Origin of the sequence: Mucilaginibacter sp. CAU 1740, assembly GCF_039839285.1 — a bacterium.
Classification (GTDB): domain Bacteria; phylum Bacteroidota; class Bacteroidia; order Sphingobacteriales; family Sphingobacteriaceae; genus Mucilaginibacter.
This window is the reverse complement of the sequence record NZ_JBDOQS010000004.1, coordinates 337683-354330: the sequence shown is the minus strand read 5'-3', so window position 1 is coordinate 354330 and position 16648 is coordinate 337683. Positions and strand designations below refer to the sequence as shown.

The following is a 16648-nucleotide window of genomic DNA, read 5'->3' as shown; positions in this document are numbered from 1 at the left end:
AAATTGTTACGGTAAAAATCATCCTAACGCGGCGCTTGCGGACTATTATCTTTTATAATTAACTTCACCCCATAAACTAAACCAGTTTTCACAAATGAGCGAACTTAAAATTACCGGCGGGGGATATATAGGCAATGCTAACGCAACGTGGCCCTTAGCAACGTTAAAAGTTACTGCTGATATACTATCAATAAACCTGGGATTTGCCGGGCAGGTATTTTTTAATGCCGAAGATATCACCTCCATCCAACCGTCATCAGGGCTTTCCCGCGGTGGTATCAGGATAATACACACCGTAAATGCTTATCCTCAAAAAGTTGTTTTTACAACCAGTACATCATACCAAAGCATTATTGAGGATATAAAAGCGACAGGTTTTTTCAGTAAGGAGGTTGTCCATGATCAAACAACCTGGCACCGGGTAAAAAAATTACAACAGCAGGGGCGCTTTCCTTTTAAAACAGCCGCCATTATCGTATTCCTGCTCGGCTGGAATGTGCCTATTTTGTTGGGAGTTTTTAATAGCAATATTGAAGGCTTTCTTACCAACGCACCGATATCACTATCCTTTGCTATAGCGTTCATCCTGTTAACCTTATTTGTTGAACCCTTTAGGATATTGGTATTAAAGGAAGACCGGGATATAAAAGACCTTCGAAAAACGCTTTATTTTATATTGCTTATCGTTTCGGTGATATTTGTATTTTCATTTGGATTTAGAAACCTTCCGCCTGTTCATCATTGATCTGCAACAACCGGCAGGTCATCTTCTTCAGGTTCAGGGTCATTTTTAGCCGGAATAAAAAGTAGCACCAAGGCAGTTATCTGCACCACATCGATCAAAATAGCCATTAACCCTGCAGATAAATTATATTTAATAGTAGATGGTAAACTGATAACATCCGGGATTATCGTAGCTATCAATAAAACCAACAACACCCACTTAGGCCATTTGTGCCCCGCCCTTATAAACATGGCCAAAAACATCAAAATGCCTAAAATGACACACATGGCTATCACCGTTGGGGCCTCCCCCTGCGTACTGCCAATTAAATAATAATAAGCTAGCGACAGCACCGCCGATGCCCTGATCAGATTAGAAGCCCAGGTGTTTTTTGTGTGAGTTGTTAGGGTCATAATGATTAGGCGATATTAAGGATATTTTCGCGAATGCTTGTTATTTGTTATCTTAGATGCTGCAAACTTAAACTTGTCATGAAAAAACTGGCATTATTTTTTTCATTATTTTTAATTGCCGCGTGCAAAAAAAATGACACGCCGGTTGTTACACCAGATGCCCCGCCAGTAGTTGTTAATGCTAAAAAACACAAAGTAACTTTTACCGTATCGGGCTTTACAAAAGCTGGCACCCCTGTTAATTCGGCCATTCGTGCCAATGCACTAAAACCAAACGTAATAGTATTGCCAGCCGACGATAAATATTACCCCAAGATAATGTACGCGGTTTACGATAGCACGGGCACCCAGGTAAGCCGTTTGGAAGAAAACCTATCACCCGATGATATGGACAAGTTATTCAGGATAGAGAAAAATTCGAGAACAGAAATAAGTAACGTTGTACCGTTCGGCACTGTAACCGATTCATTAAAAGCAGGTAACTACACCGTTGTAATTATGGCCGGTACACAAAGGGGAGGATTAAATAACCCGATGGAGTTTTGGAAAATCCCTTTGGCCAACAATTTGTATCCCGAACTTCCCCTTTCAGAAGCAAAGTTCTACCCGTCAAATGATCACAATCCTTTTTTTACATTGATGGACGATGCCTTTATCTATAAAGCAGCCTTAAAGGTGTCAGCAACCAATATAGAACAAACTGTAGCACCAGAACAGACAGTTGGAAAGGTATCAATAACTATACAGGATGTTATTCCTGGTCTGGCTTCCTATTTGAGAATTTCTATCGACAATGAATTATATACTTACAATATAAGTAAAGCTGAAGCGGAGGTAACAAGAACCGATTTGGCATCAAATAATTACGGTGTATATGATCATAGGGGTGAAACCAATCATACGTTTTCTTTCAACGTTTTGAATACCCAAACTCCATTTACACTAAAAATAGAGAGTTATCAGAATTATGATAAGATATTTACCAGAACAATTCCCAACGTGCGCGTAAATAAAGGGCAAACCACCCAAATCTCCACCAAATTATTTAGCACTAATTAAATTATCATGAAAAAGCTGACTTTACTTTTTTCCCTGTTAATAGCTATTTGCTCGTGCAAAAACAATGCTCCGGTTACACCAGCCCCTGCGGTTGTTAAAGATGAGCAAGCTAAAAAATATAAAGTAACTTTTACTGTTGATGGTTTTACTAAAAGCAGTACTCCGGTTAATTCATCCTTGCATACTAATGCACTAAAACCAAATGTGCAAATATTTGCTGGCGACGATAAATATTATCCCAAAATCATGTATGCGGTTTATGACAGTACAGGTGCTCAGGTAAGCCGGCTGGAAGAAAACCTGTCGCCGGATGATATGGATAAGTTATTTAGAATTGATAAAAATTCGAGAAAGGAAATAAATAATTCCGCATCCTTTGGCACCATTACCGATTCGTTAAAAGCAGGTAACTACACTATCGTAATTATGGCAGGCACACAAAGAGGTGGTTTAAATAACCCAATGGAATTTTGGAAAACTCCTCTCAACTACCTTTACCCCGATCTACCTCTTTCAGAAGCAAAATACTATCCTTCAAATGATCACAATCCTTACTTTACATTAATGGACGATGCATTTATCTATAAAGCAGCCTTAAAGGTATCGTCAACAAATATAGAAAAAACCATAGTACCCGAACAGATAGTTGGAAATGTATCAATAATTATTGAAGATGCTATTCCAGCTTCGGCTACCTACCTGCGAATTTATATTGACAATGAATTGTATGCTTACAATATAAATAAAGCTCAGGCAGAAGAAACCAGAACTGACCTGGCATCAAATAAATTTGTTTATGATCATATCGGCGAAACCAATCATGCCGTTTCATTTAAGGTATTAAATACCCAAACTCCATTTACAATAAAAATAGAAAGTTATGATCGTTTAGATAAGTTTTTTACCAGAACAATCCCCAACGTGCGTGTAAATAAGGGGCAAACCGTGCAAATAGCCACTAAACTATATAGCAACTAGGAATAGCTTAATGTAATATCTTAAACATCAACTCCTTCATCAACTCGCCATGCGGCGCGTTCGATTCAACGCCTTTGCTTTTCAGATCGTACTCGCGCAGGTAGCTGATAACCTGGAATATTTTGCCAAGCGGATAATTACGAGCCGCCTGTTCATAATCTTTGATAAAGTACGGGTTCACTCCCATCTCTTTAGCGAGGTTTTGCGGGGTTTTATCTTTTACGTAATGATACACCAGCACCTTGCTGAAAAAGTTGTTCAGGTTGCCTAATACCAGCACTATGGGGTTTGATTTGGGATTGGCTTCAAAGTAATTAACAATCTGGTTAACCTTATAAGCATCCTTTTTGGTGAGGGCTGTTTGCAGCTCAAACACGTTATATTCTTTACTGATGCCAATGTTATCCTGGATATGCTTCAAGGTAATTTCCTGCCCGGCACTCACATTCAGCATCAGTTTTTCAAGCTCATTGGCAACTTTAGATAAATCGTTACCTAAATATTCGGCTATCATGGCCGATGCCTGCTGGTTCATTTTGTAACCCTTTTCGCTCACATAACCTTCAACCCAGCCCGGAATTTTATTATCATACAAAGTAGCCGACTCAAAAATAAGTCCCTTCTTTTCTATCGCCTTATATGTTTTTTTACGCTTATCAAACTTGCCGTATTTATAGCAAAAAACAAGGATGGTGCTGGGCAGCGGATTTTCGAGATAGCTTAATACCGGGTCGATGCTTTTTTTGTTATCATCTTCCTTGCCCCACTTCATATCCTGGGCCTCTTTTACCAGTACTACCTGGTAATCGGCCATCATGGGGTAGCGCTTGGCGGCGTTAAGCACCGTCATGATATCGGTATCCTTGCCGTAAACCACCGTTTGGTTAAAACCACGCTCGTGCTCGGGCAGCAGTTTATGCTCCACGTAGTTGCTAATCAGGTCGATAAAATAAGGTTCATCACCATGCAGCAAGTACAGGGGTTTAAATTTACGGTTCTTAAGGTCTTTGAGTATCTCGGGCGCGGTCATATCTTCTGAAGTCAAAAGTACTAAGTCGAAAGTCAAAAGTGGAATGTATTTTTATTTAGGGGGATGCTAACGCGGATATTCTTTATTTTTGCCACTCAACTAAAATTTCCGAATCAAGACTTCGGACTTTAAACTTCATACTTACAAAAATGCTCCAGCCCCTTAATCTCCCGCCCTACCCTTTTAAAATAAGCGATGATCAAGGTACGCTGACCCTGTTTGATGAGATCCGCAAAAAAACCATCATCATTACCCCCGAAGAGTGGGTACGCCAGCATTTTGTACAATACCTCATCAGGCAAAAAAACTATCCCCGTTCGCTTATTAAACTGGAAGGTGGATTAAAACTCAATACCCTGCAAAAACGCACAGATATCGTAGTTTTTAACCCTGAGGGGCAACGGATATTAATGGTGGAATGCAAGGCGCCATCGGTTACTATCGATCAAAAAACGTTTGATCAGATTGCCAGGTATAATATGGTGCATAAGGTATCACTACTGGCTGTGAGTAATGGATTGCAGCATTATTACTGCGCTATTGATCATGAAAATTGTACTTATAGATTTATTGAGGAGTTGCCGGGGTATGTGAAGGGGTAATAAAAGTGAGCGGGATTGTGCGATTCCCTCCCCTGGGAGGGTGTAGGGAGGGGTTTCTCCGCCATACATATTCATTAGAATAGCGTATAAACCCCTCCCTGCCATTACTCAATCCAGCCGCCCCCCTCCCGAGGGAGGGAATTAAAAAATCCCATTCATATTAGTTCCCCCCCCAATAAAATGTTATGATAACAGTTATCAAATCCTTACTTTAGGCATTCATAACCTCATCAATTATAACATTTACGCATGAACACCTATCTTAAGGCAAAAACCCTGCTTTTGGCTGCAACTTTATACGGATGCGCCGCTTTTGCACAAGAAGCCAAACTTCCCACCCGCTGGACAAACGATGCCATAAAAGCAGAAACCCCGCTATCCGAATATCCACGCCCGCAATTGGAACGTGCCGATTGGCTTTGCCTTAATGGCAAATGGGATTACATAGGTGGAAAGAATGTTCTGAATGCCCTCAACCCGGAAAAACCTGCAACTTTTGAGGGCAAGGCAGATAAGATCCAGGTGCCTTACTGCCCCGAATCGATATTATCGGGCATACAGCGTAAACAGGAGATCAATATGTGGTATCGCCGCAATATTGAGATCCCGTCTAAGTGGCAAGGCAAACAGGTTATTATCCATTTTGGCGCGGTTGATCATGATGCTACCGTTTTTGTTAATGGCAAAAAAGCGGGTACGCACTCGGGGGGGTATGATTCTTTTAGCTTTAATATTACGCCTTATCTTAAAAAAGGCAGCAATACCATCATCGTGGCCGCTAAAGATCCTAATGATGGCAAAACACCATCGGGCAAAAACGCACCACGGGGCGATTATACTTTTTCATCGGGCATTTGGCAAACCGTTTGGTTGGAGCCGGTGAGCAAATCGTATATCAAAAATATTCGTCTGTTGCCCGATGTTGAGGGCAAACGTTTAAAAGTTTGGGTGAATGCCGAAGGCAAAGGTAAGATCAAAGCTGTTGCGCTTAACAATGGGAAAGAAGTTTCGCAGGTTGACGCTGTTGGTGGTACGTATTTTTATATGCCGATAAATGATCCAAAACTTTGGACACCAGATTCGCCGTTTTTGTACGATCTGAAACTTACCCTTTACAATGCCGATGGCAGCGAGGCTGATGAAGTAAAAAGCTATTTCGGCATGAGGGATATAAAGCTGGGTAAGCTGGATGGCGTGATCCGCCCGCTGATTAATGGCAAATTCATTATGCAATTAGGCCTGCTTGACCAGGGCTACTGGCCCGATGGCGTTTTAACAGCCCCTACCGAAGAAGCCCTGAAATTTGATATTGAATACACCAAAAAGGCGGGTTATAACCTGATCCGCAAGCACATGAAAACCGAGCCTCAACGTTTTTATTATTGGGCCGATAAAATGGGCTTGCTGGTTTGGCAGGATATGCCGGCCATCTGGTACCAAAATGAGGATACCACCCAAAATCGTAAAGTGTACCGCCAGGAACTGAAAGCTATAATGGATGATCATTACAATTCGCCATCAATCATTACCTGGGTGCCATTTAACGAAAACTGGGGTGCTTTTGATGTTAAAAACATCACCAATTGGGTTAAACAATACGATCCATCGCGCCTGGTTAACGGCAACTCGGGCTTTAACAATAACCCCGGTTATCAAAAAGCCTACGGTGATCCGGGCAATGGCGATTATGTGGATACCCATATTTACGTTGGCCCCTATGGCGCATCCGTACCCGATAAAACCAGGGCAGCCTCGTTAGGCGAGTTTGGTGGCGTAGGCCTTTTTGTACGCAACCACATGTGGCCGATTGAAAACAATGCCTACGATTATGAACCAACCCGTGCCCGCCTCACCGATCGCTACGTTTTCCTGCTTGATGAAGTAGAGCAACTCATGAAATACAAAGGCCTAAGCGTGGCTATCTACACACAAACTACCGATGTGGAGCATGAGGTAAATGGAGTATTAACTTATGATAGGGCTGTTGAGAAGATGGAGCTGGATAGAGTTAAAGAAGTTAATGAAGCGGTGATTAAGGCTGGGAACAAGTTGAATAAGTAAGGGGGAATTAGATTCAGGAGGTCAAGAATCAAGAGACAAGAAAAAAGTAACAAACCATGTCATTGCGAGTGAGTAGAAGCCGAGGCCTCTGAAGGAGATATGACATTTGCGGGCGGGCCGGTCACTCTGAGCTTGTCGAAGAGTAGCGCGCAGAGGCCCTACCCACCATGCTTCGACAGGCTCAGCATGACACCCATTTTAAACTTGTCATGGGTAGCGTAGCGTGGCAACCGCACGGAAGCCGAGGGGCTATGCAAATCCGCCCTGTGTAGTTCGCGATTGCTTCGTACCTCGCAATGACATTTTTTATAATTCCTACCTTAAAAATAAAATTAACCTGCCATAATATTTACAATTACAAACATCGAAACGGCCAATACCAACAGCCCAATAAAAAAGCCATTAATCAACCTCCTGTGAAGAGGTTTTTTATTCTCATTCGGCAAAAAAACTATCAATAGAAATATCGATACCGCTATTACAGCACTTATAATCAAAGCACGATCTATCAACGCACCAACCTGATCCATAATTTATAGCTATAATTTTAATGTAAACAACTGGTGCGGTAAAGCTATAACTTTCTTTAAATTATACTGAATTTAATGCAACCTGACTTACGCCAACCGCCCCGGCGCATGAGCATTCAATTTCTCCAGCAGTTCATCTGGCTTAAACGGCTTCGATACATAATCATTCATACCTGCCTCATAAACCTGGTCTTTAATATCAAACAGCGCGGAAGCCGTAAGGGCGATGATAGGGATCTGTGATTTGCGTGGATCGGCCATTTTACGGATCTCTTTCGAGGCGTCGAAACCGTTCATTACCGGCATTTGCAAATCCATCAGGATAATATCAAAATTACCGTATTGCATAAACTCAACCGCGCGTTCGCCGTTTTCGGCAATGGTTGGGGTGATGTTCCACTTGCCCAGCAGCTTTTTCATCAGCATCACGTTCACCATATTATCTTCGGCAATAAGGATCCTTAAGTTTGAAAGCGTGTTTTCAGGCGACTGTTTGGTCTGCGGAGCAACAACTACTTCAGGCAGGGCCTCGGTAGATACCGGGAACTCCATGCTAAACAAAAATTCCGAACCATAACCACGGGTGCTGTTCACCGTCATCTGTAAGCCTTGCAGTTCAAGCAGGCGTTTAACTATCGCCAGGCCTAAACCTGTGCCGCCATATTTACGGGTGGTAGCTAAAGATTCCTGTGTAAAAGGCTCGAAAATATTGTGCAGGTTATCGCTTTCGATACCTATACCGGTATCCCTTACAGAAAAATTTACCGTAACTGTATTGTGCCTGTCCTCTACGCAGGTCACTCTTACCCAGATATTGCCCGTTTCAGTAAATTTAATCGCGTTGCTTACCAGGTTAAAAATGATCTGGGTAATGCGGGTAGGGTCGCCAAAAAGCACTTTACTTCTTAACGAACTATCGATATCAAGCTTAAACAGCAGGCCTTTTTCTTCGGCTTTGATGATTTGTCCGCCGCAAATATTGTTCATCAGTTCAACCAGGTTAAAGCGGATGTTTTCAAACACTACTTTGCCCGATTCTATCTTGCTAAAATCCAGCACATCGTTCACAATAGCCAACAGGTTATTGGCCGAAAATTTCAGGATCTCAAGATTTTCCTTCTGATCGGTCCGCGGACTACCCATCATCAAAAGGTTGCTCATCCCGATCACCGCGTTAAGCGGCGTACGGATCTCGTGCGACATGGTGGATAAAAACTCCGATTTGGCCAGCGCCGACTTTTCGGCCTTTTCAATAGCCGCTTCCATTTTAATATTGAGCTTTACTTGTTCCTCGCCGCTATCCTTAAGGTGTTTGATATTTTTGAGGAAGGCCGTGTAAAAATGGCTATGGATAAATATCAGCAAGATAAAATTGGCAAACAGGCTGATAATGATGGTCGACTGATCAATACGGTTAGGTTTAATACCGATTACATATCCGCTATTAAATTCAATGATCATGAAAATAAGCACGGGCACCGTATTGAGCAGCGAATAAATAAGTCCCCACGATTGCCCCAGCATATAAAAGCTGAACACGATAACAATAATAATAACCTGTACCGTAATAATATTAACCGACTGGATGGAGATGTAAACCAAACTTGCGTTAACCAGCGTACCTACGGTGAGCAAAGCATGTGATACTGCCCGCCAATTAGGTATCCAGGTTAAATATTTAAACAATACCACTACCGAGGCCATCAGTACCAAAGTGGTAGTGGCCAGCATGCTTTGGTTTTGAAAATAAACACTAAGGTAAAGCGCGCCTAAGGCAACAAATATCAGGAAGAACCCATAATACAGTAAACGTATGCGGGCCTGGTCAAGAAACGGCTGTTCCTTGCGAAGGATCTTATAAATCGATAAGTTAAAAAAACTTACTTTATCACTCATATTCAGGACTTATCATGAACCTTGCAGTTTACAGGTAACCGTACTTACAACACGATTACCTGTAACGCAAAGCCATTAAATCCTGCAATTAGCAAGCCAAAGCTTTCAGATTTTCTTCAATGATAGCCAGTTTTGCCTCGGCGTCAGCCCTTTTCTTTTGCTCGGCAGCTATAACTTCGGGCTTGGCGTTGGCCATAAAGCGTTCGTTGTTTAACTTACCGTTAACCGCTTTCAGGAAGCCTAATAAATAGTCTTTCTCTTTTGCCAGGCGGGCACATTCCGCAACCGGGTCAATTTCTTCCTCAAATGGTACATAAAATTCATCAGTTGAGGCCAGGAAATTTATCGCGCCCTCAACTTTATCATTAACGGTATCAAACTTGCTTATGTTACCAAGTCGGCTGATAATAGCCTGGTAGCTACCATAGTTGATACCCGAGTTTGAGCGTACAAACAGCTCCAGCGGCTCTTTATCAGATATTTGTTTTGTTTTACGTGTATTCCTGATGGTTGTGATAACATCTTTTATCACTTCAACATCAGCAAGCAGGCGTGAATTTATTTCCCCAATAACGGGCAATTGCGCTACAATACAGCAATCATTTTCAGTGCGTTCGCCAAACAGTTCATCATGCCATAACTCTTCGGTTAAGAAAGGCATAAATGGATGCAACACCTTCAAAATATTCTCAAAAAATTGAATAGTAGCTGCATAAGTAACCTTATCAATAGGATGTTGATAAGCAGGCTTGATCATTTCCAGATACCAGGCGCAGAAATCGTCCCATACTAATTTGTAAGTATCCATCAGCGCTTCCGACAGGCGGTATTGCGCAAAGTTGGCTTCGATCTCCGTTAGGGCCTGGTTAAAGCGGTTACCAAACCATTCAATAGCTACAGCATTTGGGTTAGGCAAAGTTTCATCAACCTCCCAGCCTTTTACCAGTTTAAAGGCGTTCCATATTTTGTTGGCAAAACCGGCACCTTGTTTACAGTAGCTTTCATCAAACATCAAATCGTTACCGGCAGGCGAGCATAGCAGCATACCTACACGCACACCATCGGCACCATAAGTCTCGATCAGGTCCAACGGATCGGGCGAGTTACCTAACGATTTCGACATTTTGCGACCTTGTTTATCCCTAACTATACCGGTAAGGTAAACGTTTTTAAATGGAGCTTCGCCCCTAAACTCGTGGCCGGCCATGATCATCCTCGCTACCCAGAAAAACAAAATTTCGGGCGCGGTAACCAGATCGTTAGTTGGGTAATAATAGTTGATATCGGCATTGTTGGGGTCTTTAAAACCATCAAATACCGAGATTGGCCACAACCATGATGAAAACCAGGTATCAACTACGTCTTCATCCTGGGTAAGATCAGCAGCAGTAAATTCAGGGTTTTTAAGTTGTGCTTCCTTCAATGCTTCTTCAGCATTTTTGGCAATCACAAACTCGCCGGTAGGTAAATACCAGGCCGGGATCTGTTGTCCCCACCATAACTGGCGGCTGATATTCCAATCCCTAACGTTCTCCATCCAATGGCGGTAGGTATTGATAAACTTGTCCGGGATCAGTTTGATCTCGCCGTTCAATACATAATCCAAAGCAGGTTTAGCCATCTCGCCCATCTTGCAAAACCATTGCATTGATAGTTTTGGCTCGATAACCGCGTTGGTACGTTCAGAGAAACCTACTTGCGATTTATATTCTTCTACTTTTTCCAGTACGCCAGCTTCTTCTAACAGTACAGCTATTTTTTTACGGGCTGCAAAACGGTCTTCGCCAACCAGTATCTGGGCTTTTTCGTTCAGCGTACCATCGTCATTTAAAATATCAATAACTGGTAGGTTGTGGCGCTGGCCCAGCTCGTAGTCATTTAAATCGTGAGCAGGGGTAACTTTCAAACAGCCTGTACCAAAATCCATGGTAACATAGTTATCCAGTATCACCGGGATCTCGCGGTTAATTAGTGGGATATTTACAGTTCGACCATGTAGATGTTTATAACGCTCATCGTTGGGGTTGATACAAATTGCCGCATCAGCCATGATAGTCTCCGGACGGGTTGTAGCGATGATTACAGGAGGTTCACCCTCATGGTATGTAGATTTAGTAACGTCAGTTCCTACTAAATGATACTTAATATAGTAAAGCTTTTGATTAACTTCTTTACGGATAACCTCCTCATCTGATACCGCGGTTTTACCCTGCGGATCCCAGTTGATCATGCGGATACCGCGGTAGATCCAACCTTTTTTATACAGGTGGATAAAAGTATCTATTACGGCTTCGGATAGGTTCTCGTCCATGGTAAACTTAGTACGGTCCCAATCGCATGATGCGCCTAATTTTTTAAGCTGCTCCAGGATGATGCCGCCGTATTTTTCTTTCCACTCCCAGGCGTAGGTTAAAAACTCCTCGCGGGTAAGGTCTTTTTTGCTGATGCCGCGCTCTTTAAGCATGGCAACAACTTTGGCCTCGGTGGCAATACTGGCGTGGTCGGTACCGGGAACCCAGCAGGCGTTTTTGCCTTTCATACGGGCGCGACGAACCAGCACATCCTGTATGGTATTGTTAAGCATGTGGCCCATGTGCAAAACCCCGGTAACATTTGGCGGCGGAATGACTATTGTATAAGGCTCACGCTCATCAGGCACCGACTTAAAAAAGCCGTGCTGCAACCAGTAACTGTACCATTTTTCTTCGGTTTCTTTAGGGATATATGTTTTAGCAATACTCATAACGCGCAAAAGTACGATACTTAGCGGTTTGTCCGAATCAGAATTTACAGAATTTTAGAATTTACAGAATAAATATTCGCCCGTATCATTTAAAACCCAGGAAATTAAAAGCAAAGTTTGAAATAACAGTTACCAGAAATCCTGCTCATTCTTAAATTCTGTAAATTCTGATTCAGATAATCCCACAATATTTTTACAATCCAACAGTTATTAATAGTACTAACAACGCGATTATTATGAAAACAGCGCCATTACACCGTTTCTGGCTTGATATTTTGAAAAAATCAAAGCTGGAAGCGCTCATCAATTGGTTTAATCATTAGGGCTTCTTTGCCTTGGTACTTGTTCCTGTTACACATTATTCATTAACTTTAATTTTTAATTATTAACATGAAATTAAAGTTCGACTGCTTTATACTGGCTGCCGCCCTCGGTATGTCGGTAAATGTTTTTGCTATGGATGGCCCCAAGCCTGTAAAGCCGAAACATAAAATCGCCACTCCGCCTAAAAAATTTATTGATCCCGCCAATATGGACCTGAGCGTTAAGCCGGGCGACGATTTTTTTGAATATGCCAATGGCGGCTGGTTAAAACAGAACGCCATCCCCGCTAAAGAAACCCGTTGGGGCAGCTTCAACATTCTGCGTCAGGAAAACACCAATAAACTGATTGGTTTGTTGAACGAGGTAAGCAAAACTTCGGCATCGCAACCAAAAGGCAGCCTTAAACAACGCGTAGGCGACTTTTACGCCAGCGGCATGGACAGCCTTACTATTGAAAAACGCGGCTACGATCCTATCAAACCCGACTTGCAACGCATAAGCCAGATCAAAAACTTTGATGATTTTATTAACGAAGTGATTTACGAACGTGTAAATGGAAGCGGCTCGGCTATCTTCAGGTTTACGGTTGATCAGGACGATAAAAACGTAAACAAATACGTTATAAACATTGGCCAGGGAGGCATTAACCTGCCCGACAGGGATTATTACCTGAAAAATGATGCCCGATCAAAAAAAGCGCAGGATGCCTTGAAAAAACTGGCTGTTACCCTGTTTACCCTCAGCGGCAGCAGTGCAGACGAAGCAGCTAAAAACGCGGAGATTGTTTACAACCTCGAATACACCTGGGCCAAAGCGCAGCTTAGCCGTGTGGCCATGCGCGATCCGCATGTTACCTACAACAAGTTCCTGGTGAGCGATTTTGAAAAACAAACCCCTCACTTAAAGTGGACCCAAATATTACCGGCCCTTAACGCCGGCGGACAGGACAGCATAATTGTTAACCAGCCAACATTTTTCAAAACCACCGATTCGCTGCTTGCAGCAACGCCGGTTGAAAACCTTAAAACTTACCTGCGATGGAATATTTTAAGAGGGGCATCAAGTTCCCTGAGTTCGGATTTTGTGAACGCGAACTTTGCTTTTAGCAGCGCCTTAAGCGGCCAAAAAGTACAAACACCGCGCAACGAGCGCATGAGCTCCCTTGTTGATGGTGGTCTTGGCGAATTGTTAGGTCAGCTATTTGTGGAGAAGTACTTTACCCCAGCTGCTAAGCAGTACATGGTTGGCTTGGTGAACAATCTTAAGATCACCCTCGGCGACCGTATTAAACGCCTTGAATGGATGAGCCCGGCTACCAAAGAGCGCGCGCTGAAAAAGCTGAACGCCTTCACCGTAAAAATTGGCTACCCGGATAATTGGGAAAAATATGATGGCATTGTAATTAACCGCGACGATTATTTTGGCAATATCCGCGCCCTCAGCAAATGGCGTTACAACTTTAACGTAAGCCGTTTAGGCAAACCTGTTGATAAAGCCCGCTGGGGTATGACACCGCCAACAGTTAACGCTTACTACAACCCAACCAATAACGAGATCGTTTTCCCGGCAGGTATATTGCAGTTTCCGTTTTTTGATTTTAATGCCGATGATGCCGTTAACTACGGTGGCATAGGTGCCGTGATCGGCCACGAAATGACCCACGGTTTTGACGACCAGGGTCGCCAGTACGATGCCGATGGTACCCTGCGCGATTGGTGGACAAAAGACGATGCCGATAAATTTAAATCGCGCGCCGACGAGGTAGTTAACCAATACAACGCCTTTACTGTTATTGATACCCTGCACGTAAACGGCAAACTAACCCTTGGCGAAAACCTTGCCGACCTTGGCGGTTTAAACATTGCCTACGAGGCTTTCAGCAAAACCAAGCAAGGCCAATCAAATACTAAAACAGATGGCTTTACGCCAGCGCAGCGTTTCTTTTTATCATGGGCGCAAGTATGGCGTTCAGCTCAAACACCAGAAGCAGCAGCGCAACGCATCCTGACAGATCCGCACTCGCCGGAGCGTTTCCGTACCGATGCACCAATAAGTAATATGGATGCCTGGTATAAGGCCTTTGATATTAAACCGGGCGATAAAATGTATAAAAAACCGGAGGATAGAACTAAGATCTGGTAGTATCGACCTTTTCATTAAATGGCACAGGCCCGGCAAATGCCGGGCCTGTGCCATTTAATATACCTTTTTAAATATTGGCTTGGGAGTTAACTTAGTTTTAATAACCTATCAGCTAACCAATTTCTTATTTCATCAAACCGGATCTCGCCTTTGCTTGCTGCTATAACCATTTCATATTTTTCAGTTTGAGTTGCGGTAATATCAAAACCACTATCAAGCAGTGTAAGGCGCATTAAAACGTATGAAATTCTTTTATTACCATCCATAAACGGATGATTTATCACAAGGCTTTCAAAAATAGCAGCTGCTTTGTCAACCGGTTCTGCATACAATTCCTGGCCGTCGAATGTGGCATGTGGCCGGGCTAAAGCAGCTTCCAGTCCCGGTTTATCGCGTATGCCGGTTAAACCACCAAATTTTCTGATAAGCACATTATGTACTTGTTCAGCCTGTTCAACAGTAATCATTGGGCAAGCTTTTCCAGCAATTCAGCATCCTCGGTAAGGATCTGCCTTAAATGTGCGGTCAATTTAATATCCGTTGGCGCTTTTGCCTGCAAATGTTGGAGGTACGAAAGCACATCGGTCAAGGCCTCTTCCGGAACATTTTCGAGCGCTTTATTGATCTCTGTCTTCAATTCTGTTGTGGTCATAACCAAATTTAACCATTTATACCTAAAAACAGGTTGCCAATTTAGGCACTGTTGCATAATCTTTACCGCCTGCTAACATTCCCCTCTCCCAACATCCCGCCCAAACAATTATCTTTGCGGCAAATGATCATTCAGCAATTTTACGATAAAGGCCTGGCGCATGGTTCATATGCCGTGATACGTACAGGTAAAATGATAGTTATTGATCCGGCACGTAACCCGCAGCCTTATTATGATTTCGCCGCCCAACACGATGCCGATATTGTTGGCGTTATTGAAACGCACCCCCATGCCGATTTTGTAAGCTCGCACCTCGAGATCCATCAAACCACCGGCGCGGTTATTTATTGCAGCGAACTTACCGGCGCTACCTACCCGCACGAAACTTTTGATGACGGCGACGTTATCCAGTTAAATGATATCAAACTAAAAGCCATCAATACCCCCGGCCACTCACCCGATTCTATCTGTATTTTACTGGTTGATGAAGAAGGCCGTGAAACTGCCATTTTTACCGGCGATACCTTATTTGTAGGCGATGTGGGTCGCCCTGATCTGCGCGAGAACGTAGGTAATATCACCGCCAAAAAAGAAGAACTTGCCCGTCAGATGTACCAGAGCACCCGCCAAAAGCTGATGACACTGCCTAAAAGCGTGGTAGTTTACCCGGCGCATGGCCCAGGCTCATTATGCGGCAAAAACATGAGTCCTGATCTGGAAAGTACTATCGGCAGGGAATTGCGCGAAAACTATGCACTGCAACTGATGGATGAACTGGAGTTTGTAAAAACCCTCACTACCGATCAGCCTTTTATGCCCAAATACTTTGGTCGCGATGTGGAACTGAACAAGGCCGGTGTTGTAAATTTTGAAGAAAGCATTGCAGCCGTGCCTCAGCTTGATGCTGATGCAGTTTTGGATAAAGATATTTTGGTGATCGATAGCCGCCCTAAAGCCCAATTCAGAGATGGTCACCTACACGGCGCCATCAACTTAATGGATGGCGAAAAATTTGAAACCTGGCTGGGATCGATCATCGGCCCTGAAGAAAAATTTTACCTGATTGCCGAAAGCGAAGAGAAACTGGATATCCTGATCAAAAAAGCAGCTAAAATTGGTTACGAAGGCAATATCAAAGCGACGTTGTTAGTGCCAGCTTCAGCTAATGAAGTATCAGCGGTACTTGACCTGGATAACTTTAAAGCTAACGAAGAAGCTTATACCATACTTGATATCCGCAACACCGGCGAGGTTGCCGCGGGTAAAGTATTCAATTCTGCTATCAATATCCCCCTACCCGAATTACGCGAACGCGTTGGCGAGATTGCCACTGATAAGCCTATTGTGGTGCATTGCGCGGCGGGTTATCGTTCGGCGGCTGGTGTGAGTATTATAGCCGCATCGATTGACAACGTACCGGTTTATGATCTGGGCGAGGTGGTTACAGAGATGATGAAAGCGGTTCATTAATTAAAAAAACAACATTACTTAGGC

Annotated in this window: 13 protein-coding genes; 7 read left to right on the top strand and 6 right to left on the bottom strand. The window is 43.2% G+C overall.

Annotated elements, in window-relative coordinates; genetic code table 11:
- The first annotated feature begins 94 nt into the window (after positions 1-94).
- The gene (locus AAFN85_RS11910; protein ID WP_347527505.1) at positions 95-745 is read left to right on the top strand and encodes a hypothetical protein; all 651 of its coding nucleotides are present in this window, start codon (positions 95-97) and stop codon (positions 743-745) included.
- Here AAFN85_RS11910 and AAFN85_RS11905 read toward each other — a convergent pair.
- Positions 739-1137: a hypothetical protein gene (locus tag AAFN85_RS11905; RefSeq protein WP_347527504.1), complete on the bottom strand. Its 399-nt coding sequence runs from the start codon at positions 1135-1137 to the stop codon at positions 739-741. The genes AAFN85_RS11910 and AAFN85_RS11905 overlap by 7 nt on opposite strands.
- A gap of 78 nt (positions 1138-1215) precedes the next feature.
- On the opposite strand from AAFN85_RS11905, the gene AAFN85_RS11900 reads away from it, so the two are divergent.
- Entirely contained in the window at positions 1216-2196 is a 981-nt protein-coding gene (locus AAFN85_RS11900; RefSeq protein ID WP_347527503.1) for a hypothetical protein, read from the top strand.
- Positions 2197-2202: 6 nt separating this feature from the next.
- Positions 2203-3174 carry a hypothetical protein gene (locus tag AAFN85_RS11895; RefSeq protein ID WP_347527502.1) on the top strand — a complete coding sequence of 324 codons (972 nt, stop codon included), beginning with the start codon at positions 2203-2205 and terminating at the stop codon, positions 3172-3174.
- Positions 3175-3181: 7 nt separating this feature from the next.
- Here AAFN85_RS11895 and holA read toward each other — a convergent pair whose 3' ends face one another.
- The gene (gene holA / locus AAFN85_RS11890) at positions 3182-4204 is read right to left on the bottom strand and encodes a DNA polymerase III subunit delta (RefSeq protein ID WP_347527642.1); all 1023 of its coding nucleotides are present in this window, start codon (positions 4202-4204) and stop codon (positions 3182-3184) included.
- A 149-nt stretch (positions 4205-4353) separates the two neighbouring features.
- Between holA and AAFN85_RS11885 the strand changes: the two genes are divergently transcribed.
- Positions 4354-4806, top strand: a complete 453-nt coding sequence (locus tag AAFN85_RS11885) for a type I restriction enzyme HsdR N-terminal domain-containing protein (protein ID WP_347527501.1) — start codon at positions 4354-4356, stop codon at positions 4804-4806.
- Positions 4807-5055: 249 nt separating this feature from the next.
- Entirely contained in the window at positions 5056-6867 is a 1812-nt protein-coding gene (locus AAFN85_RS11880; protein WP_347527500.1) for a sugar-binding domain-containing protein, read from the top strand.
- Between the two features lie 617 nt (positions 6868-7484).
- On the opposite strand, the gene AAFN85_RS11875 is transcribed toward AAFN85_RS11880, so the two are convergent.
- Positions 7485-9293, bottom strand: a complete 1809-nt coding sequence (locus AAFN85_RS11875; RefSeq protein WP_347527499.1) for an ATP-binding protein — start codon at positions 9291-9293, stop codon at positions 7485-7487.
- Between the two features lie 88 nt (positions 9294-9381).
- The gene (locus tag AAFN85_RS11870) at positions 9382-12036 is read right to left on the bottom strand and encodes a valine--tRNA ligase (protein ID WP_347527497.1); all 2655 of its coding nucleotides are present in this window, start codon (positions 12034-12036) and stop codon (positions 9382-9384) included.
- A 390-nt stretch (positions 12037-12426) separates the two neighbouring features.
- Here AAFN85_RS11870 and AAFN85_RS11865 point away from each other — a divergent pair, with 390 nt between their 5' ends.
- Positions 12427-14502, top strand: a complete 2076-nt coding sequence (locus AAFN85_RS11865) for a M13 family metallopeptidase (protein ID WP_347527496.1) — start codon at positions 12427-12429, stop codon at positions 14500-14502.
- A gap of 86 nt (positions 14503-14588) precedes the next feature.
- On the opposite strand, the gene AAFN85_RS11860 is transcribed toward AAFN85_RS11865, so the two are convergent.
- The gene (locus AAFN85_RS11860) at positions 14589-14969 is read right to left on the bottom strand and encodes a type II toxin-antitoxin system death-on-curing family toxin (protein ID WP_347527494.1); all 381 of its coding nucleotides are present in this window, start codon (positions 14967-14969) and stop codon (positions 14589-14591) included.
- Positions 14966-15154, bottom strand: a complete 189-nt coding sequence (locus AAFN85_RS11855; protein WP_347527493.1) for a hypothetical protein — start codon at positions 15152-15154, stop codon at positions 14966-14968. The genes AAFN85_RS11860 and AAFN85_RS11855 overlap by 4 nt, the downstream gene beginning before the upstream one ends.
- Positions 15155-15277: 123 nt before the next feature.
- Between AAFN85_RS11855 and AAFN85_RS11850 the strand changes: the two genes are divergently transcribed.
- Positions 15278-16624: an MBL fold metallo-hydrolase gene (locus AAFN85_RS11850; protein ID WP_347527491.1), complete on the top strand. Its 1347-nt coding sequence runs from the start codon at positions 15278-15280 to the stop codon at positions 16622-16624.
- Positions 16625-16648 lie beyond the last annotated feature (24 nt).

Excerpts from the sequence above, each read along its gene's own strand:
- AAFN85_RS11910 (WP_347527505.1), top strand. The coding sequence starts at position 95 with ATGAGCGAACTTAAAATTACCGGCGGGGGATATATAGGCAATGCTAAC.
- AAFN85_RS11905 (WP_347527504.1), bottom strand. The coding sequence starts at position 1,137 with ATGACCCTAACAACTCACACAAAAAACACCTGGGCTTCTAATCTGATC.
- AAFN85_RS11900 (WP_347527503.1), top strand. The coding sequence starts at position 1,216 with ATGAAAAAACTGGCATTATTTTTTTCATTATTTTTAATTGCCGCGTGC.
- AAFN85_RS11895 (WP_347527502.1), top strand. The coding sequence starts at position 2,203 with ATGAAAAAGCTGACTTTACTTTTTTCCCTGTTAATAGCTATTTGCTCG.
- holA (WP_347527642.1), bottom strand. The coding sequence starts at position 4,204 with ATGACCGCGCCCGAGATACTCAAAGACCTTAAGAACCGTAAATTTAAA.
- AAFN85_RS11885 (WP_347527501.1), top strand. The coding sequence starts at position 4,354 with ATGCTCCAGCCCCTTAATCTCCCGCCCTACCCTTTTAAAATAAGCGAT.
- AAFN85_RS11880 (WP_347527500.1), top strand. The coding sequence starts at position 5,056 with ATGAACACCTATCTTAAGGCAAAAACCCTGCTTTTGGCTGCAACTTTA.
- AAFN85_RS11875 (WP_347527499.1), bottom strand. The coding sequence starts at position 9,293 with ATGAGTGATAAAGTAAGTTTTTTTAACTTATCGATTTATAAGATCCTT.
- AAFN85_RS11870 (WP_347527497.1), bottom strand. The coding sequence starts at position 12,036 with ATGAGTATTGCTAAAACATATATCCCTAAAGAAACCGAAGAAAAATGG.
- AAFN85_RS11865 (WP_347527496.1), top strand. The coding sequence starts at position 12,427 with ATGAAATTAAAGTTCGACTGCTTTATACTGGCTGCCGCCCTCGGTATG.
- AAFN85_RS11860 (WP_347527494.1), bottom strand. The coding sequence starts at position 14,969 with ATGATTACTGTTGAACAGGCTGAACAAGTACATAATGTGCTTATCAGA.
- AAFN85_RS11855 (WP_347527493.1), bottom strand. The coding sequence starts at position 15,154 with ATGACCACAACAGAATTGAAGACAGAGATCAATAAAGCGCTCGAAAAT.
- AAFN85_RS11850 (WP_347527491.1), top strand. The coding sequence starts at position 15,278 with ATGATCATTCAGCAATTTTACGATAAAGGCCTGGCGCATGGTTCATAT.